General features: G+C 48.4%; 10 protein-coding genes. 8 read left to right on the forward strand and 2 right to left on the reverse strand.

Annotated elements, in window-relative coordinates; genetic code table 11:
* Nucleotides 1-568 precede the first annotated feature (568 nt).
* Entirely contained in the window at nt 569-2131 is a 1563-nt protein-coding gene (locus tag BQ7483_RS12325) for an ATP-binding protein (protein WP_072546087.1), read from the forward strand.
* A 273-nt stretch (nt 2132-2404) separates the two neighbouring features.
* Here BQ7483_RS12325 and BQ7483_RS12330 read toward each other — a convergent pair whose 3' ends face one another.
* Complete coding sequence (locus BQ7483_RS12330; RefSeq protein ID WP_139247649.1) at nt 2405-5842, reverse strand: hypothetical protein; 3438 nt, start codon at nt 5840-5842, stop codon at nt 2405-2407.
* A gap of 1207 nt (nt 5843-7049) precedes the next feature.
* The gene (locus tag BQ7483_RS12335) at nt 7050-8369 is read right to left on the reverse strand and encodes a site-specific integrase (protein ID WP_235847356.1); all 1320 of its coding nucleotides are present in this window, start codon (nt 8367-8369) and stop codon (nt 7050-7052) included.
* Nucleotides 8370-9321: 952 nt separating this feature from the next.
* On the opposite strand from BQ7483_RS12335, the gene BQ7483_RS12345 reads away from it, so the two are divergent.
* The 7 genes from BQ7483_RS12345 to BQ7483_RS12370 all read left to right on the forward strand — a co-directional run bounded on the left by BQ7483_RS12345 (nt 9322) and on the right by BQ7483_RS12370 (nt 19659).
* On the forward strand, nt 9322-9639 hold the full coding sequence (locus BQ7483_RS12345) for a hypothetical protein (RefSeq protein ID WP_072546091.1): 318 nt from the start codon (nt 9322-9324) through the stop codon (nt 9637-9639).
* The gene (locus tag BQ7483_RS12350; RefSeq protein ID WP_139247650.1) at nt 9590-11896 is read left to right on the forward strand and encodes a hypothetical protein; all 2307 of its coding nucleotides are present in this window, start codon (nt 9590-9592) and stop codon (nt 11894-11896) included. The genes BQ7483_RS12345 and BQ7483_RS12350 overlap by 50 nt, the downstream gene beginning before the upstream one ends.
* A 105-nt stretch (nt 11897-12001) precedes the next feature.
* A complete protein-coding gene (locus BQ7483_RS12355; protein ID WP_072546093.1) occupies nt 12002-12406 on the forward strand; it encodes a DUF1573 domain-containing protein in 405 nt (134 codons plus the stop codon).
* Between the two features lie 213 nt (nt 12407-12619).
* Entirely contained in the window at nt 12620-14365 is a 1746-nt protein-coding gene (locus BQ7483_RS12360; protein WP_072546094.1) for an ATP-binding protein, read from the forward strand.
* A gap of 670 nt (nt 14366-15035) precedes the next feature.
* Entirely contained in the window at nt 15036-15161 is a 126-nt protein-coding gene (locus tag BQ7483_RS18185) for a hypothetical protein (RefSeq protein ID WP_262493922.1), read from the forward strand.
* Nucleotides 15162-15258: 97 nt separating this feature from the next.
* Nucleotides 15259-17703 carry a hypothetical protein gene (locus BQ7483_RS12365; protein WP_072546095.1) on the forward strand — a complete coding sequence of 815 codons (2445 nt, stop codon included), beginning with the start codon at nt 15259-15261 and terminating at the stop codon, nt 17701-17703.
* A gap of 336 nt (nt 17704-18039) precedes the next feature.
* Nucleotides 18040-19659 carry an ABC transporter ATP-binding protein gene (locus tag BQ7483_RS12370; RefSeq protein ID WP_072546096.1) on the forward strand — a complete coding sequence of 540 codons (1620 nt, stop codon included), beginning with the start codon at nt 18040-18042 and terminating at the stop codon, nt 19657-19659.
* Nucleotides 19660-19670: the final 11 nt, after the last annotated feature.

Consider the following 19670-nt stretch of genomic DNA (forward strand, 5'->3'; position numbering starts at 1 on the left):
CAGTTGCTTTTTCTTTCGCGGCTTCCGCCTGGCGTCTACACCTTATTATATATATAGGCTTCCACGCCTCCCCGCTTCTTTCACCACCCCCTTCCACAGCACACTACAGGGCACATTTCTGGCTGCAAAGTAACGAACAAATTTCCTAAATAGATTTTGATGGTATGTGGCTGATAATTAATCAAATGCATTTGATAAAGATTGTAATGGAACGGGAAATGAGTGCTATCAGGAATTTGCAGTTCGCGATATATTGGGCTTGATTTCAACCGATTGTCTGCTGCTAACGGAATGTTGGCGGAACAAACGCATCCTGACTGACACCCCATCCTGACACCACAGCCCGTTCCGGCAAACCACTGTCTGCAAACAGATTAGGGAACGGAGCAGGGAGGTGCAGACGTGGCGGTGACACCAATATCTGACACCACGACAAAAATGGATGTCAGGATTATTAAAATACAATGGGATGCGGCTCGGAAGAATCAAACTGAAAATTGCATTTTCATTTGCTTCTCCTCACACCTTTGCGTATCTTTGCCATAGTGTAACACAAATTGCTACCCGTATGAAATACCCCATAGGAATACAGAGCTTCGACCGGATTATTGAAGACGGTTATGTGTACGTAGACAAGACGGAGCTGGTCTACCGCCTGGCGCATGAAGGCAGCATCTATTTCCTGAGCCGTCCGCGCCGCTTCGGCAAGAGCCTGCTAGTCTCCACGCTGAAGAACTATTTTCTGGGAAGGAAGGATCTGTTCAAGGGTTTGAAGATAGACCGCCTGGAAACGGAATGGAAGGTCTATCCGGTGTTCCATATCGATTTCAACGGTGGAAACTTTGCCGAACAGGGCGTGCTGGAGAAGTGGCTGGGCGGCTGCCTCGACATGTGGGAGCATGAAATGGGCTACAAGCCCAACGGGGAGCTTCCTTTGGGACTGCGCTTCATTGAGCTGCTGAAATATGCCCATCAGCGGAGCGGGCTCCGTGCGGTAGTGCTGGTGGACGAATACGACAAGCCCATACTCGATGTGCTGGATACCGACAGAAACCTCGAGGAGGAACACCGCAACATACTGAAAGGCTTCTACTCCGTGTTCAAGGGGGCCGACGAGCATCTGCAGTTTGTATTCCTGACGGGAGTGACCAAGTTCTCGCAGGTGAGCGTGTTCAGCGGCTTCAACCAGCCTTTCGACATCAGCATGCACGGCAAGTATGAAACGTTGTGCGGCATCACGCAGGAGGAGCTCGAGGCCCACTTCCGCGAGCCCATCGGCGGCATGGCGGAGTTCTACCAGTGTACATACGAAGAAATGCTGGGCAGGCTCAAGGCCCAGTACGACGGCTATCACTTCAGCGACCGGATGACCGACATATACAATCCCTTCAGCCTGCTCAACGCTTTCGATGCGCAGCGCATCTCCGACTACTGGTTCAAGAGCGGCACGCCGACGTACCTCATCCGCCTGCTGTCGCACACCAACGAGAACCTGAACGAGATAACCGGCAAATACTACGCCCCGAAGGAGTTTGTCGACTACAAGGCCGATGTGGAGCGTCCCCTGCCCATGATCTATCAGAGCGGATATCTGACCATCAAGGAGTTTGACAGGGATTACGGGACGTTCCTTCTCGATTTCCCGAACAAGGAGGTGAAGGAAGGGTTCCTGTCGATGGCGGCGGCCAACTATTTCAATACCCGTGAGCATGTGGACTCCTGGATCAGGAAGGCCTGTTCGCAGCTGCAGAAAGGGCAAGTGGAGGACTTCCGCGCCGGGCTGACCTCCTTCCTGGCCAGCATCCCCTACACCATGCGGCGCAAGGCGGACGAGCGGGAAAAGGAACGCTACTTCCACTACACTTTCTATCTCATCCTGCGTCTCATCAGTGTCTATACCGTCTATACGGAGAAGGCCCAGAGTCAGGGACGGGTGGATTGTGTCGTAGAGACCCCCGCCTACGTTTACATCTTCGAGTTCAAGCTGGACGGTACGGCCGCCGACGCCCTGCGGCAGATCGGGGAGAAGGGCTATGCCCGCGAGTATACCGCCGACAACCGCCGGCTGTTCCGCATCGGTGCCGTGTTCTCGTCCGAGACGGGAACCATCAGCGACTGGGTGTGCGCCTGACGCGCTTTCCCCACAGCCTGTACTTCATTTCTCCCGTCCCGGCATCCCGCACTCGATGCGTGATCCACGAAGCACTGCATGAGCTTCTGACGAAGTGCTTCCTGATACCCTGATGAAGCACTGCATGAGGGTCTGACGAAGCACTGCATGGCACCCAGACAAAGCACTGCATGAGAACCTCACAAAGCACTGCATGACAATCATACACAAAAAAGGCCGGAATCTTTGCAAGTTCCGGCCTCTTTTATGTTAGTCAAAAGGGATTACTCAGAATCACTTGTCATTCTCAAAGTCACCATATTTAGCGCCTTTGTTCATCGTTTCTGCAATTTCACCCCAAGCATGACCTTCTCTCAAGTCTATGGTACCATAATTTGCTTTTACGTAGAACCATGTCTTGGCGTTTGTAGGCATATCCTTGGCCCCAGCCAAAACTTCAGCTGCAGAAGCTACAGATGAATCGGCTTGATGGACGCGACATTCTTCTATATCCTCATTTCCGTAATATAATGCATATACACCACCTTGTACAGCAACACAATAACCATTATAACTATCAATTGTTTTCTTCGTACCAGAATATAATAACTGGGCAAAGATTTCAGGAGTTACTGCCAAGTTTGTTTGTGGCCAACTTTCTGCATTTTGAACATTATTCATTCTTTTACCTTCAAAGAACTCGATTCTTATTCCAGATGTACCTTTTTTACCTTGCCATTTGCCATCCGCATTCTTCTTGAAGTATGTGCTAATAAAGTTAGATAACTTAGCATATTCTTCATCACCCATAGAGTAAACATCCTCTGCAGGTTGGCTCAACTGACCGTTATTGATGAGGCTACCACCTTCGTTGATGAGTGCGTAGATATAGTTAGGACTACCAAAGGTGCTGCTTGCTTCAGTGTCAATCCAGCCATTGTTGGTCAGCTTACCGGCTACAACAATTTCATTGTTGCCCTTACTAACCATCACATTCACCTTCGGGTCGATTGTCAACTCTGCATTCTTCGATGATTTGATAGTGGTTACATTTACAGTTCTTCTATCTTCTTTTTTATTGGTTGAAGCAATAATCGATGTGTTGGTACCATTAGCAGTAATAGAGCTCAAGGTAATGCCCTCTACTTTCTTGATGTCCAAACCGGCATTGTTGCCCAAAACAAAATTGATCTTGTTATACAAATCTTTTGCTACATCAGCCAATTCCAATACTACACCATTTACGGTCACCTTATTCAAAACTGTCAAAGCTGTCTGCAGTTTCGGAGCAGCTAAGCTGTATTGTTCATGGTTCTTCACGATCTCATCATATTCTTCCTGTGAAGTCAGAGTCGTTTCAATCGTACCTGTTACATTAGGCTTAATTGAGCTACTTTCTGAATAGTAGTTATTATAGACTTCATATTGGGTTGCATCTGCCAATACGACACTACCATTACCATCGTTATCAGTTACAGAACCGCGTGTCAACTGAATCAGCGCATAGGGATCTTCACCAACGGTGATGGTACCATTACTATTAATTCTATTCACAATCAGCTCGCCGTTGTTGTTGATTTCACCCTTAGTACCGGTAGTAAAGGTATTATTCAATATCGTAACATCTACCTTACCACCATACGTACCCTTGTACTGAACACCGGATTCGATATTGATGATACCGTAGTTATCAAGTTGTTTCAAATCAACAATACCGCGAATCTTATTGTTCATGCTATTCTCGAAGCCCTTTACGTTGATGGTAGCTGCAGCAGCATTGGTAAGCTTAAACTCTCCAGACAGACGTCCGTAAATGTTCATCACACCTTCGTTGGTTGCGTCAGCCAACAGGATAGCCTGTGTCTTATCACTATTATCATCAAGTACTTCAACCTTGACATCTTCCTCAATGGTCATCGTACCACGGTTTACCAATTCCTCGAACTGTACTTCCGTACCTTTCTTGATGACAACCTGAGCATCAGAAATCAGTCTGATGGCACCGGTAATGGTCTGCTGAACTCCATCTACGTCTTTATTTTCTACAGGATTGCCTTGTTCACCATAGAAATCCTTAATCGTGTTTTCAACATCCATATCAAATACAACAGAAGCATTCTTCTGGTCAACCACATACAATTCCGGACGGTCTTCATAGTCGAGGATAGCGCAAGTCGGGTTGAACTTGTATTCATTCTGACCAACCAGATACAAATCAGCATCACCTTCATACTTAACCGGGAATGCGGGGAAGTAGTGGTCAGCATCAACTGTAATCTTGCTGTCCTTTGCAATCTTCACCAACGGAGTCTTCCATGCGTTTTCATTACCAAAGTCACGATAGTGGGCATTGATGTAGTCGATGGTATAGTTCCAGTCTTCCGTAGTTTCTACTGTAAACTCATCGTTCTGATCGAACAGGGTGATGTTGGTTTTACCGCCACCGATGATCAGGGTCTGTTCAGGCATGCCATACTTCTTGCCACGCTCCAGCGTACGTTTTTCAACTACTTTGCCGTCTTCGTCATACGAATTCAGATAAGTCTTGTAAATACCCTCGCTGGTGTAAACGTCCAGCTCAAAAAGGCCCCATGTGTCATCTTCCTTATTCAGCTTTTCTTTAAAATCCTCACGTGTGTACGTGCCTGCAGGAACCACTACCATCAACTCCATTACATCGTCCTTGCTATTGAAGACGTACGGAGTTTCCAGCTGGAACTGAAGGTCGTTGCAGTAATCGTCGGCATCGGTTTTACCTATTGTTTTTAGGTCACCGTTGTCATCTTTCAGAGAAATGGCATCTGTCACCAGCTTCAAGGCTGCCTTGATCTGCTCATCGCTGACCATCGTTCCGTCTGCATTTCTTGTTATGATGGCACCATTATTCTTGAACCAATTCAAATAAGGCTGTTTCCCATTATCGTCCTTTGCGACTTTAATGCTATACTGAATTTTAGCGATTTCCTGTGGGTCGATAGTCAGCGCGCGGGCAAACTTTTGTTTTTTGTCGTCACTACCTTTGATGACAACCTTGTTCACCGTAAAGTTGCCCCAATATTTGTCTTCGAGGTCAGCCTTGAACGTGAATTTCAGCACGCTGTGTGCACTGGTCAGGGTAACGGGCGTCTCAATGGGTTCGCCGTCGGCAATGGCCATGTCCATAATAGGAGACACGAAGAAGTTCTGTCCGCCGTTCGACGTGGTACCTACCTGCTTGAGACCGGCTTCTTCACCGGCGTTAACCTTCTGGATGCGGTCGATTTCAGCCTTAATCTGACCTCTTTTGGTATTGTTGCCGTCATACAGGTTGTAGAACATATATGCACCTTGTACCACCGTTGTCGGAGTAGAGAACTCGGCCGATGCGGAAGGAGCGTTGATATTGGGAGCAAACGGATAATTGGTGATGGTGTAATTATCATCAGCTGTAGCGATGAATTTTATATCATCACTTCCAGCATCAGCCTTGTAGTCAACAACCACACCACCAATCTTATCATCGGCGCTTTCCCACAGCCAGTCGATGGCAGTACCGTTGGTCGTACCCACGATACGGGTCTGGGCATCTTCCTCACCGGCCTTGCTGGCGTTCAGGATCAGCTCTCCCTTTGCACGATTTTTCAGCACAGAATCCACCAACGAGTTGTTCTGTACTGTTTCAAAGTCATCATTGGTACAAGCTGCAAACAGGGCAGGAAGCACCATTAATGCTAAATAATACCTACTTTTCATTTTTTATTCGTTTAAATTAATACTTTGTTTACAAAATCAAGACAGAAATTCCACCGTTAGAAATCCTCTTCAGGACCTGTACCTTCCAAGCTTCCTGCGAAACCCTTCTCAACTTCTACTTCCAGAACTTCTACTTCCGGAGCTACATAAAACTTTTCCATTTCCATAATTTTTAGTTTTTAAATGTTAGTAATAAAATAAATATCTGTTTCAGTCAATAGTCAGTTGCTTTTCTGTTGCGGTTTCCGCCGGGCATTTCCGCCGCGCGTCTACACCTTATTATATATATAGACATTCACGCCTCCCCGCTTCTCTCACCACCCCCTTCCACAGCACACTACAGGGCACATTTCTGGCTGCAAAGTAACGAACAAATTTCCTAAATAGATTTCAGATGTATGTATCTGATTATCAGCCATTAAAAAGACTGGAAAATATAAGAATGATACAGAAATGACAATGAATAAGAATCCGCCTTCCTGTCTTTATCTTCCTTGCAGCCAGCCGGTTATGGAAACGGAGAACGGAGAACGATGTTACACTTCTACAGGATTGACACCAGATTCCGACACCATCCAGCGTGTTGCCAACCTGTTGATACAATGTCGATTGTCTCGATTTACGGAGGACGATGCAGCAGAAATGACACTACCTTGTGACACCTGCCGCAGTGTCGCGCTCCCCTTCATAAGCACAGTGGAGCCGCCGACAGACCGATTGGACGGACGTACCAACCTGCCGTCCCTGGGAAACGTCGGCTTACAAAGAATCCTAACACGGTGGAGCCGGAAAGTCTCTCCCGAGAGAAAAAGCCCCATCATTCATGCATGGCTAAAAAAGACGACAATGGAAATAGAAAAATAATGCTCTCAATGCCATGTCCGGTCTGGGGCAATCGTTTGCTCGGCTTAAAGCGGTCATTTACCCAGCTTAAAGCAACGGCTTGCCCAGCTTAAAGCAGTCGTTTGCCCAGCTTGAAGCAACCGTTTGCCCCGCTTAAAACTCCTGCATGCCCTGGCCGGACTACGGTGCCGGGCCAAATGAGAATTCCTCCAAGGAGGCTCAACAATAAAATGGGAGCAAATACAATGTCATCCCGGCCTTGAGCCGGGATCCAGGGTCGCACAGAGAGTGGATCGTGGATTCCGCGTCAAGGGCGGGATAACCCGATGTCAGCGCGTCTTCTTTTTCAGTCGCCTCGCCTCGGTTATACTGCGATGGCCTTGTCTTTCTTCAGCAGCAGGAAGAAGCTCGACATCATCTCCTTCGACGAGGCCCGCATGTAGCGCTGGAACGCCTGCATGGAGCGGTGGCCCGAAAGCGTCATGATGTAGTTGGCCGGATAGCCCCGCTTGTAAAGATTGGTCACGCAGCTGCGCCGGGCCGTGTGGAAGCTGATCAGCCTGTATTTGGGGGCGGTGTGCAGCGTGGCCCTGCCGCCTCTCACTTCCCGATAGCTCACCGTCTCGTCCAGGCGGCTGCGTTCGGCCAGCAGGCGGATGATGCGGTTGGCCTTCGCCTTGTCTATCACGGGAAAGCCCTCCCGTCGGTAACGGCCGACGAGCGGAGCAATCTCCTTCAGGATGGGTATCGTCACCTTTTCTTTGGTCTTGGTCTGGTAGAGCGAGATGACTCCCTTGTCGATCTCTGCTTCGTTCAGCCGCCTCAGATCGCTGAAGCGGAGGGCCGTATAGCAGGCGATGACAAACATGTCCCTCACCTCACGCTCCGCCCCGTCGCGGGTTTCGACGGCCGCCAGCTTGCTGATTTCCTCCTCGCGCAGATACACCGGCTCGCTCACGTCGGCCGGCAGCGACGTCTGCACCCGCCTGAAGTAGTCGTTGCTTGTCATCTCGTTGTCATAAGCGCGGTGCAGCAGATTTTTTATGACTTTCAGCGTGTTGACCACCGTGTTCTGCGTGTAGTTTTTCTCCAGGTGCTTCCCGAACCGGTATTTGTAAAGATAATTAGTGAAATCCGCAAAGAATCTGCGATCGAAGTCCTCGAACGAGCCGATGGGTACCTTGCGTGTCCGGTCATAGTCTTCCAGCCGTCCCAGGGCAGTCAGGTAGGTGTTCCTCGAATTCTCGTTGCCGCGTCTGCCCCGGCGGTTCACCTCCTTCACATAGTCCTGCGCCAGCTGCCGGAGGTAGAGCAGCGGATGTCCGCTCCGGTCGGCCAGGCTCCGTGTCTCACCCACGACATGCCTCAGTACGCTCTCGGTCAGAAAGTCGCCGCGGGCTGCCAGGCGTTCGTCGGTATCGTCCACCGCCTGCTCCATGCGGTCTAGCTGGCGGTTGATGTGTTCCAGCATTTCGCGATCCCTTCTGCTGACCCTCCCGTCGGGCCTGCAGCGGTAGGCGGCCTTGTCCCAGAAGCGCGGTTTCACCCGCAGCCCCGTGTAGAGCCTCACCCGCCGTCCGGACAGGGTCATCACCAGCATGACTTGTGTCAGCTTCTCCGCGTCACACATTTGTTTCAGATTGAAGTGCACCTTCAGTTCAGAACCGCACTTCGAATACGACATACTTCTTTTCATAATTTAAAGTGTTAGATTAATGGACCTGCAAAGATATGGACTGCCGCTGTCTTCATCCGTTTTCCGCCGGCACAAGGCACAAAAAGCTCCGTAGGTCGGCAGGGCTGGGGAAGGGACGGGAAAGAAGCGGATGGGCCACACACCCTGCATGGAAACCGGAATTCGTACAGACATGAACGCCCGCACAAGAAATAATAAAAACAGCTGAAAGCAAGGTCCGAAAAAGAAAAGACACCCATATCTACTGCCAATGAACCAGGAAGAAGCCGCCCCTTCACTGATGCCTTGGGGAAAGATTTGAAAACATTTTTAAGAATAATCTAAGAAAAATGCACAAAATTGTTTGCTATTACAGAGAAAAGCTATATCTTTGACCCTGAAATAAGCACAAAAAATAAGGCTGAACAAGTGAAAAAAGAGTAAATGATGAAAAAAAAACAGATAGAAGCAAATTACTCAACAACGGGCAACCTTCTGGAGAAATGGAAGAGGGAAACGTTAAAATACGGTTCATCCGGGTTCATAAATACAAAAAAAAGACTTTTTATTTTGTATTTAGGAAATTTGTTCGTTACTTTGCAGCCAGAAATGTGCCCTGTAGTGTGCTGTGGAAGGGGGTGGTAAGAGAAGCGGGGAGGCGTGGAAGCCTATATATATAATAAGGTGTAGACGCGCGGCGGAAATGCCCGGCGGAAACCGCAACAGAAAAGCAACTGACTATTGACTGAAACAGATATTTATTTTATTACTAACATTTAAAAACTAAAAATTATGGAAATGGAAAAGTTTTATGTAGCTCCGGAAGTGGAAGTTCTGGAGGTAGCTGTGGAGAAGGGCTTCGCAGGAAGTCTGGAAAATGGTGGCTCTGAAGACATTACTTTCGGCTAAGCTGCTATTTTTCTGAGAAATATATTTATTATTAATAATAAAAACAAATCAAATGAAAACAAAAGTAGTTTTGACATCATTCGCTTTGGCCGCTGCTACAGGCTCTATGTTTGTAGCATGTAACAATGAGGATTTTGTTACTGAAAACGGCGCAATCGAGCAGTCTGGCATGATTGAACTGAGCGAAAACTTTATGATTGGCGCAGTGGGTGTAGACAATGCCTCTACACGTACTCACTGGGAGTTAAACGACGACGTGCTGACTAATGTTTTTTCTCCTATCGCAAAGAGTGTAGGTGGAAATAACTCTATTCCTATAAATGGAGTTGGTAGATGCTCCATCTATCGGTCTTTGCTGGATTGGAAATAGCGGAGCAGGAGAGCAGGTTTATACGAACTATGAATTCTTCCACAACGGTTGGTTGGGTAAGGCTCAGGAAAGTGCAGTTTTCAATCCTTGTGACGAAAGTGACTTGACTAATGGCTGGTTGTACTCGGATTTGAAACTTTCCGCTGCTGCTACTGACGGTAAAGAAGCTGTAACAAAGGCTATGTTGTCTTCTAGTGGTGTTATTGGTGATAGTAAGTTGGGAGCCGATGGTACAACAGCCTTGACGATTGATGGGATGAATCTCAACTCTGGTGTTTACAAGACTTGTAACAAGGCTATCTTTGGCGGACAATACATCGCCTATTATCCGTACAACGCAGATTTTAAGGATGCCGGTGCCATTCCTGCCACTTCAGTTGTTGAGTTCAATGAAATGATGAAGAACGATGCAACAGATTTTCAGCTGTCTGACAACACTTTCCGTTACACAAATGTGGCTACCATCACGGGCGGACAACAGGCAGAAGGCTTTGGCTTCAAGAATCTGTCGGGCGTTGTTCGCGTCGTTCTGAAGAGTGCCGACGATGGTGATTTGACTAAGAGTATTAAAACAGTGATGCTTTACAGTCCCGCCAGTTCTTTCGTAAAGGAAGCGTTGCTGAGTCCCGCCAAAATTGCTGCCGGTGCAACAGGTACAGCACTTTACTCAAAGGTGGTTGCTACCAGCAAAACTATCTTGGTTAACATGGAACCTTCTGCTAATAAATTAACAATCACTAAAGATGGTGGAAATGATTCCAAGGTTTATCTGACTGCTCTTCCTGCCAAGATTTCTGATCTGACCGTGATGGTACAAGCTGATGATGATACATGGGCTGAGTGTAAAATCGGTGATTTTGAGATTGCAGCCGGCGAAGGTAGAGAACTGGTAGCTACATATTCTGCAAAAGATTTCAAGAAAGTTTATTATGCTGTCGACCAGGCAACTTTAAACGCTGCTATTTCAGCTTGCGGTTCCTTAACTGAAGACAAGGCAACTATCATCAAAGTTTTGGGTGATATCACTTTAACAGAGGCTACAACTACTGTTCCGGCATGGGTGACCATTGAGGGAGACAAATTGATTGTTCCGGAAGATAAGACTTTGTCCTTGGACATCAATTCAGCTATCAAGTCTGCTGTTGTAGTAGAAGGTAAGAGCTGCTGTTCAGGAACCGCTGGCGGTAAGCTTTCTGTAGCTGGTGCTACCATCTATGGCAATGTTACAACGACTGTCGGTGAGGCTACTCCTGCCAAGCCTGGTACGATCGAATTTACTGCTACTGGCGCTGTTGTCGACGCCAATGCTGTTATCGAATCAGAAGGAACTGTTAGCTTCGCAGATAATTCAAAAGTTGCAATATACGGTACGTTGACATTGGATAAGGGTGCGACGGCCACGGTTGCAGATAAAGCTGAAGTCGCCGTAAAAGGTGGTACAGTCAACAACAACGGTACTTTCGAAGTGAAGGGTGACTTCAGTATGCTGGATGCCCAAGGTACGACTGTTGCTTCTGCGGGTAAGAACTTCAAGAACAACGGTACATTCATCGACAATGTTGGTTCTAAGGTAGGCGGTGCTACCCAGTACATGACTTTCGGCGAAAACGGAGACTATATCTGTAAGGTTGACGGTGAAAACCGTATGAACGAAGCTTACGAGAACAAGACAGCTTGTAGTACTATTGAAATCATTAGTGGCGGTACTTTCTACTTTGCAAAGGCTCAACAACACAATGGTAAGGATGTGAACATCATCGTTTCTGCAGCATCAACAATATTTGACCCGGCTAAAGCCATTACTATCGGTAAGTTGACTGTCAATAGTGGTGATTTGAGAATAGAAGAATCAGATGCTATTTACGAATTAAAGGATGGTAAAAATGTACTTGTTGGATATGCAACAATTATAGTGAACGGGAATCTTGATGCCAAAGCTAAATTGGCTGTAGCAGCTAACGTTCGTGATTTGCAGATTAATGGTGACGTAACTATTGCTGACGTGTTTAATATAGGAACTGATGTTCGTAACATGACAGCCAAGAATCTGACCGTTGTGAACGGTGGTCATGCTAAGTTCTATAATCGTGATAAATCTCAAGACAAGACTCTGGAAGTCAGCGGAACCATTGAAGTCCAAAAGGACGGTTCTTTCACAATCGTAGAAAAAGCAGTTGGTATGAACATCGCTTACGTGACTTGTACGAAGTTGGTTGAAGGCGGTAAGTTCAGCGGTAAACCGATTGTAGTGGAATGAGAACAAACCTTTCTTCCTTAACAGAAGAAAGCGATAAATAACAGGACAGGCCTCCGGTGGTTATCCGGAGGCCTGTTTGTTTTTAATATAAAACATATATCCATTATGCAGATTACTCGATTGATAAGTATTGCATTAGCAACTGTAATGGTGGTTTCCTGCAATCAACAAGTTAATAAAGAGAAAAAAGACATTTATGAAGGGAAAATCGTCTTTAAAGACACAATCCGACAGTTGGGACTGTTTTCTATAGCTAATCCCATTCAAACGTGTGAATTTAGCTTCAAAAATACAGGAACGGTACCGGTAGTTATCCTCCATGTGGAACCGTCGTGCAAATGCATCTCCGCGGAATATTCACAAGAAATTGTACATCCCAGAGAAAATGGGAAAATTATCGTTACTTTTGATGGGAATGGCAGCCAATCCGGCTATTTTGATAAAAGTGTACGGGTGCGTATCAATTCCCCGCAAATATACACTTTGCGTGTTAAAGGAATGATGAAATGATTAGTTCAAGCCGCCAATAGAGAAATGATTGTATTACACACAGGAAATGGTTTTGAATTGGCAATGGAAAAGGCTACTCTATTCTATTTCTCGGTTTGCACTATCTTTCGATAAGACAGGCTGCACCTCGGAAGTAAAAGCAAAAACACGGCTTTTGCTTTGTACTTCTCTCGGTTTGCACTATCTTTGCTTTTAGGATTAAACATCACCGCCATGAAGAAACTACCCTACGGACTTTCGGACTTCCCCCGACTCATCTCGGAGGACTACTACTACGTGGACAAGACCCGCTACATCGAGCTGCTGGAGAACCAGCCGAACTTTCTGTTCCTGCTGCGCCCCCGCCGCTTCGGCAAGTCCTTGTTTATGGCCATGCTGGAGACTTACTACAGCATCGACTACCGGGAGAGGTTCGACGAACTGTTCAGCGGGCTGTACATCGGGCAGCACCCCACGCCGTTGCGCAACAAGTATCTGGCGCTCCGGTTCAACTTCTCGGAAGTGACCTCCAACCCCGATGAGGTGGAGCGGTCGTTCAAGGCCTACTGCTGCATGGTGATCAAGGATTTCATCATCGGGCACGAGGCCCTGCTGGGCAGTGACGTGTGGAAGGTGGTGAAGGCGGACGACACCGATCCCAGCGCCATGCTCTCGGCTCTGAACCGCCATATCTCGCGTACGGGCTGCCCGCACATCTATCTGCTGATTGACGAGTACGACAACTTCACCAACACGCTCCTGGCCACGTACGGCACGGAACGCTACCGCCGGACGACCCATGGCGAAGGCTTCATCCGGGAGTTCTTCAACACCATCAAGGCCGCCACGACCGGACCGGGCGCGGCCATCGACCGCCTGTTCATCACGGGCGTCAGCCCCGTGACGATGGACGACGTGACCAGCGGCTTCAACATCGGGACGAACATCAGCCTGCTGCCGCAGTTCAACGGCATCATCGGTTTCAGTACGGAAGAAGTGCGCCGGATGGTCGGCTATTACCAGCCGGAAGGTGCGCTGCCCGCAGACGTGACGGTGGACGGCCTGCTGGAGGAGATGAAGCCGTGGTACGACAATTACTGCTTCTCCTCACGGAAAGCGGACGAACACATGTTCAATTCGGACATGGCACTCTACTACCTCAACAACTATATCCAGCAGCAGATGCCGCCCGAGGCGATGGTGGACAACAACATCCGCACGGACTACGGCAAGCTGCGCCACCTGGTGCAGGTGGACAGGCGGTTGGGCAAGAACACCTCCGTCATCCAGCAGCTGGTGTCCGAGGGGCGCGTCACCGCCTCCATCGCAACCTCCTTCCCCGCCGAGCGGATGGTGGAGACGGACAACTTCAAGAGCCTGCTGTTCTACTTCGGAATGCTGTCCATACAGGGCACGGACTTCGGGGACACCATCCTGGGCATCCCCAACCTGACGGTCCGCGAGCAGCTGTACACCTATCTGGTGGAGGCGTACCGGGACGCCTCGCTTTTCGCGCTCGACTTGTCCGTCCTCTCCGACCTGGTCAAGGGCATGGCTCTGCACGGCGAGTGGGAACCGGTGTTCCGCTACTTTGCCGCGGAGCTGGAACGTCAGAGCGCGGTGCGCGAATTCATCGAGGGCGAAGCGCACGTAAAAGGCTTCCTGCTGGCCTACCTGGGCCTGACCAGGGGCTACACGATCCTGCCCGAGCACGAATCCTCAAAAGGCTATGCCGACTTCTACATGATGCCCGACCTGCAGCGCCAGCCCGACATCGCCTACAGCTACCTGGTGGAGGTGAAGTACGCCCGCCGCGACGCCACCCCCGCCGATTTGGCTGCCCTGAAGGAGCAGGCTGCCAGTCAGTTGCACCGCTATGCCGCGGACGAGAAGGTGCAGAAGAGCAAGGGGCACACCACCCTGCGCCTCCTCATCCTGCTGTTCCGCGGCTGGAAACTGGAGGCGGAAGAGGTGGTGTAAAAGAATATTTCTCTATCAGCCCCCATTTGTAGTTTTATAGAGTGTATGTACCCCGCCCGTCGCAACCGTTGACGGGCGGGGATTTTTTTGTCCGTTATCCTGACATCCGTTTGGGTAGTGGTGTCGTGTTGTGGTGTCAGACCGTCCTCTTCTTTACCTCTGTTTCCTCTCCTTATCCCTCGCACACAGCTGTTTATCGATTTCATGACTGGTGCCGGAATCTGGTGTCAATCCCGTAGAAGTATAATATCATTCTCTGTCTCCCGTTTCCATAACCGGTTGTCAGCAAGGAGGATAAGGACAGGAAAGCAGATTCTTCAAGATTGTCATTTCAGTAGTATTTTCACATTTCTCAGTTTTCGTAACGTCTGATAATCAGCTACATATATCTGAAATCTATTTAGGAAATTTGTTCGTTACTTTGCAGCCAGAAATATGCCCTGTAGTGTGCTGTGGAAGGGGGGTGGTGAAAGAAGCGGGAAGGCGTGAATGTCCATATATATAATAAGGTATAAGCGCCGCGGCTGAAGCTGGACATCGGAAGATGAAAAAGTTTCATTCACCGGTAGAGAAGAGAATAGATATAAGTAGAAAGGAGATATCAAAAAACATTTTGTCGAACATTAAACAATTATTTATTAATTATTAACAATTTAAAGCTAAAAAAATTATGGAAATGGAAAAGTTTTATGTAGCTCCGGAAGTGGAAATTCTGGAGGTAATGGTTGAAAAAGGTTATTCTGCATCAGCATCAGATCCTAGTTTCGGTGGTGGTGATGTAAATCTGCCGGAATAAGAAGAGGCGAAAGTCTGTTCTTTTATGAGAGTTTAAGGTGAGTTTCACTATTTGAAGCAAATCGAAAAGAAACGTAAACAAATTATTTATAAAGAAAATGAAGACAAGACATTTGGCTGCGATGGCAATGCCATTGCTTTTGGTAGCCTGTTCGCAGGAAGAACTGCTGAACAGCAATGAAAACACTTCCTTGAGTAACCGCAAGGTAGTGGAAAATGTGACCATCAGATTCGATGAACCTACTACACGTCTGGCCTTTGATGGCAAATACAAGTGGGAAAACGGAGACAAGTTCGGAGCCTGTCTGATGGATGAATTTTTGGGCGAAAATCCTACTTGGTTCTCTCAATTTGAATTGCAAGACTATATCCAAAGTAACTATCCTTTCACACGTCAGGAAGGCGGTAACTGGACAAATACGGAAGCTGTAATGCAGGAAGGTAACTACTTCTTCTACTATCCGTACAACAGCAACCTGGGTGGCAAGCGTACTCCTATCCGCATTATCGTTCCTACAAACCAGGTATTGGAAGACGGCGCTGCCACTTCAAGTGTACTGGATAACCAGCTGTTTGCAGCATATGCACCGATTGTAGCCGACCCAACAAAAGGCGATCATGAGGTTATCACCAACCTGACGATGGAACCGTTGCTGGCTTTCCCAGCTTTCAACATTACCAATAATACGGGTAACCCGTTCACTGTATACAGAATTGCAATTACTGGTACAGACGAAGGAGCAAATCCTATAAATTTCCCTACTGTACTGGAAGTGAAACCGGCAACTGGTGGTTTTGAAAACTACAAATTTGCAAGCATGAATGCAGATACTCAAAGAGCAGAAATCATGAAAATTGTCAGCAAGAATGACGACGATGTTACCTCTAAAGTTTGCTTGGTATTCGGCGAAAAGGGTCAGACGCTGAACAACGGAGATAAATTCACTTCATACATCATGCTTCCTCCTGCAAGCATGCTGGATAATGGTACTGATGGTAAATTGGACGGCCTCAAATTGGAACTCTACACAGACAAGGGACTGGTTACAGTTGCATTGAATTCAAATGATCCAAATGATACTAATAAAGATGATATCAAGGTTCAGAATCCTCTGACGACGTATGAATACAACGATGGCCATATCACTTACATCACATTGGATGAAAAAGCTTTTGCTACTCCTAATTCAATGGAAGTCTCTTCTACTCGTGACCTGGAAGACTTGGTTACTTGGAACAAGAATACACAGGGTACCATTAAAGCCAATATCGCCAACGATGTAACCTTGAGCAAGGCCGTTTACGATGTATTGGCTGCCAACAGCAAACTGAATCTGCAACTCGAAGGTACAGCAAAAGTAACGATTCCGACTGATGCTCCGGCCAATGCCCTGAACCGCGTTCAGTTTGTAGATGGTAATAAGCTTGCTGTTATTAATGAAGCCAACCTGACTCTGAGCGCCAACTTTGCAGCAGTTGCTCCTGCTTCTCTGACCAACGAAGAAGGTGCCAGCATTGTTGTAGCAGGTAATGCATTTACTGCGAACAATTTGGTTAATAAGGGTACTATTACATTCGATAGTGCAAATGATAAAGCAATTACCCTTACTATAACTAAGGCAGATGATTTCACAAATGATGTGACTGGTAAAGTTGTATTTGCATCAAATGCAACTTATACCGAAAATGGTATTGAAAACTGGGGCGAAGTGACAATCAATGAAAAGACTACCTTGAAAGGTAAGATTGACAATAATGCCATAAGTGTTACCGGTGGTTATGTAGATGGTAAAATTTATGTAAATGGTAGTTGGACTTTGGTTGGCATTCTGGGTAAAAATAACGGTAAGATTGTAGTTGCCAAGACTGGTACAATAGTAGTTCCAAGTGGTGCTGCCTACAACAACACGGGTTCCTTCCCTTATAACATTGGTTCTAAGGTATATACATACGATGCTATGATTGAGAACAGCGGTGTCATCAACAATATTACCAACAATTCATTTATTATAATGGAAGACGCTGATGCCCGTCTGCAATCCAACCCTGATAGCGAGGGATTGGTTGACAACACAGTTCGTAGCCCGTATGTACAGAAATCCACTAAAGAATCAATCTATGTAGATGTTTCTGGTGAAAAGAAAGCTTCAGAAGTAGCAAATCTCGTTAAACAAAGTAATGCTAAGATATTGTATATTTCAGGTACATTGACCATTGATCCGGCCGAAAATGAAACAGAAGTTGCAATTATTGGTGAAGAAGCTGACTTGTCAGTAATAGTTGATGGAAACTTGAACATCAAGGGAGAAGACGGTAACAAAGTATGGTTCAAGGGTGCTACAAACCAACCTAAATTTATTGTAGAAAGTGGTACTACTATATTGGAAAGCGGTGCAAAATTAGGTTTGGGAACAGGTACAGTTGAAGTTAATAATTCTGCCAAACTGATTATTCAGGCAGGCGCTGAAATCCTGTGTGGAATTGATAAACTTGCAACAGGAAATGTAGAAGTTTACGGAACATGGACTAAGAACTCAAAATAAGATTCTCTTGAATAGTCCTGTATAGGATTAAGGGGATAAGTCAGAATTGTGTTAATCTGGTTTATCCCCTTTCTTTGTATAATACAGAAACAGAAACCGTCAGACCTCATTCATGCTTCCTCCAATTTTTCCCTTAGGAAATAATCGGATGCAAAAATATAGTTCAAAAAAATGTTTTTACCCACATAATACCTTGTAGACCCCACATCCAGTGCAGGAGTAGCATAAGCGATCGGGGACGACTGGGGAAAGCAGAAGGACGAAGAAAAGCTGAAACTTTTTTCTCCTCCCCAAATTTGCATAAACCACGGCAAGCGAGTAACTTTGCGACCTGTTATGATAAAAGAAATCCTTGCCCTGCTTCCTCCCAAAGCCCGCCGGCGCAGCTGGCAGGTGGCCGTGGCGGTACTGGTACGCGCCGTGCTCGACTTTGCGGGCGTGGCGGCACTGATACCGCTACTGCTGGCTGTGCTGCGCCCCGAGGGCAGCCGGACGCAGATGCTGCTGCTCTGCCTGGCGGTGATGGGCTTCGTGGTGCTGAAGAACGCCCTGGTCGTGGCCCTGGCAAGGGTGGAGAGCAGCTTCCAGCTGGAGGTGTACCGCGACTTCAGCCGGAGGATGTTCGTCAACTACTACCGCCGGGGCCTGCTGTTCCTCAAGAGCAAGAGCAGCGTGCAGCTGGGACACGAGGTGAACTATGTATGTTACCTGTTCTGCCTCTGCGTGCTCTCGCCCCTCTTCCGCATAGCGGGCGACGCCATCCTCATCCTCTTCATGATGGTGACCCTGGTGGTGTGGGAGCCCGTGGCCGGCCTGCTGCTGTGCGCGGCCTTCCTGCCGCTGGCCCTGATCTACACCGCTGTGGTGAGACGCAAGCTGCGCCTGTATGGCCAGGAAGAGCTGGAGGCCAGACGCAGGCAGAGCCGCACGGTGGTCGAGGCCTTCCGCGGCTATGCCGAGCTGGAGATAGCCCAGGCCTTCGGCACCTCGCTGACGGCGTTCGACCAGGGCATGCAGAGCATCGTGCGCAGCCGCCTGCGCATGGAACGCTACCAGCTGTTCCCCCAGTTCCTGAGCGAAGCGGCCATCGTGGCAGGCATCGCCCTGCTGATAGGAGCCGGTCGCGGCGACCTGAGCATCGTGAGCGGCGTGTTTGCCATCGCCGCCTTCCGCCTGATACCAGCCATGCGCAGCATCCTGAACAGTTGGGTGACGCTGCAGAACGCCTCCCACTCCATCGAGATTGTCCGGGACGGACTGAACGAAGCCAGCGCGCCCGAAGAGGGAGAGGAAGAGCCGTTCACCTTCGAACACGAGCTGACGCTGCACAACCTGGGCTTCGCCTTCCCCGACGGCAAGTTGCTGTTCAGCGGCGTGAACCTCACCATCCGCCGGGGCGAACGCATCGGCGTGAGAGGGCCCAGCGGCTCGGGCAAGTCGACCCTGTTCAACCTGCTGCTGGGGTTCCTGGAGCCTACAGAAGGAGAGATACGGGTGGACGGCCGGAAGCTGACCCCAGCCAACCGCCACGGGTGGCACCGACTGGTGGGCTACGTGCCGCAGGAAATCTTCATCATCGAGGGCTCGCTGCTGGACAACGTGGCCCTAGGCGACGCGCACCCGGACCGCCAACGCGTCATGGAGGTGCTGACACAAGTGAGCCTGAAGGACTGGACAGCAGAACTTCCCCAAGGGCTGGACACCCCGCTGGGCGAATACGGCAGCCGCCTGTCCGGCGGGCAGAAGCAACGCATCGGCATCGCACGCGCGCTCTACAAGAAGGCCGAGGTGCTGTTCTTCGACGAGGCGACCTCGGCACTGGACAGCCGGACGGAAAGCGAAATCAACCAGGCGCTGGAGGAACTGTCCGAGCAATACCACGAACTGACCCTGATCATCATCGCCCACCGCGAGAGCTCGCTGAAGGTGTGCGACCGCATATTTGACTTAAGCTAAAATAAGAAATG

It is taken from the genome of Mediterranea massiliensis (genome assembly GCF_900128475.1).
Lineage (GTDB): Bacteria > Bacteroidota > Bacteroidia > Bacteroidales > Bacteroidaceae > Bacteroides > Bacteroides massiliensis_E.

Excerpts from the sequence above, each read along its gene's own strand:
- BQ7483_RS12330 (WP_139247649.1), bottom strand. The coding sequence starts at position 5,842 with ATGAAAAGTAGGTATTATTTAGCATTAATGGTGCTTCCTGCCCTGTTT.
- BQ7483_RS12365 (WP_072546095.1), top strand. The coding sequence starts at position 15,259 with ATGAAGACAAGACATTTGGCTGCGATGGCAATGCCATTGCTTTTGGTA.
- BQ7483_RS12325 (WP_072546087.1), top strand. The coding sequence starts at position 569 with ATGAAATACCCCATAGGAATACAGAGCTTCGACCGGATTATTGAAGAC.
- BQ7483_RS12360 (WP_072546094.1), top strand. The coding sequence starts at position 12,620 with ATGAAGAAACTACCCTACGGACTTTCGGACTTCCCCCGACTCATCTCG.
- BQ7483_RS18185 (WP_262493922.1), top strand. The coding sequence starts at position 15,036 with ATGGAAATGGAAAAGTTTTATGTAGCTCCGGAAGTGGAAATTCTGGAG.
- BQ7483_RS12350 (WP_139247650.1), top strand. The coding sequence starts at position 9,590 with ATGGAGTTGGTAGATGCTCCATCTATCGGTCTTTGCTGGATTGGAAAT.
- BQ7483_RS12345 (WP_072546091.1), top strand. The coding sequence starts at position 9,322 with ATGAAAACAAAAGTAGTTTTGACATCATTCGCTTTGGCCGCTGCTACA.
- BQ7483_RS12335 (WP_235847356.1), bottom strand. The coding sequence starts at position 8,369 with ATGTCGTATTCGAAGTGCGGTTCTGAACTGAAGGTGCACTTCAATCTG.
- BQ7483_RS12370 (WP_072546096.1), top strand. The coding sequence starts at position 18,040 with ATGATAAAAGAAATCCTTGCCCTGCTTCCTCCCAAAGCCCGCCGGCGC.
- BQ7483_RS12355 (WP_072546093.1), top strand. The coding sequence starts at position 12,002 with ATGCAGATTACTCGATTGATAAGTATTGCATTAGCAACTGTAATGGTG.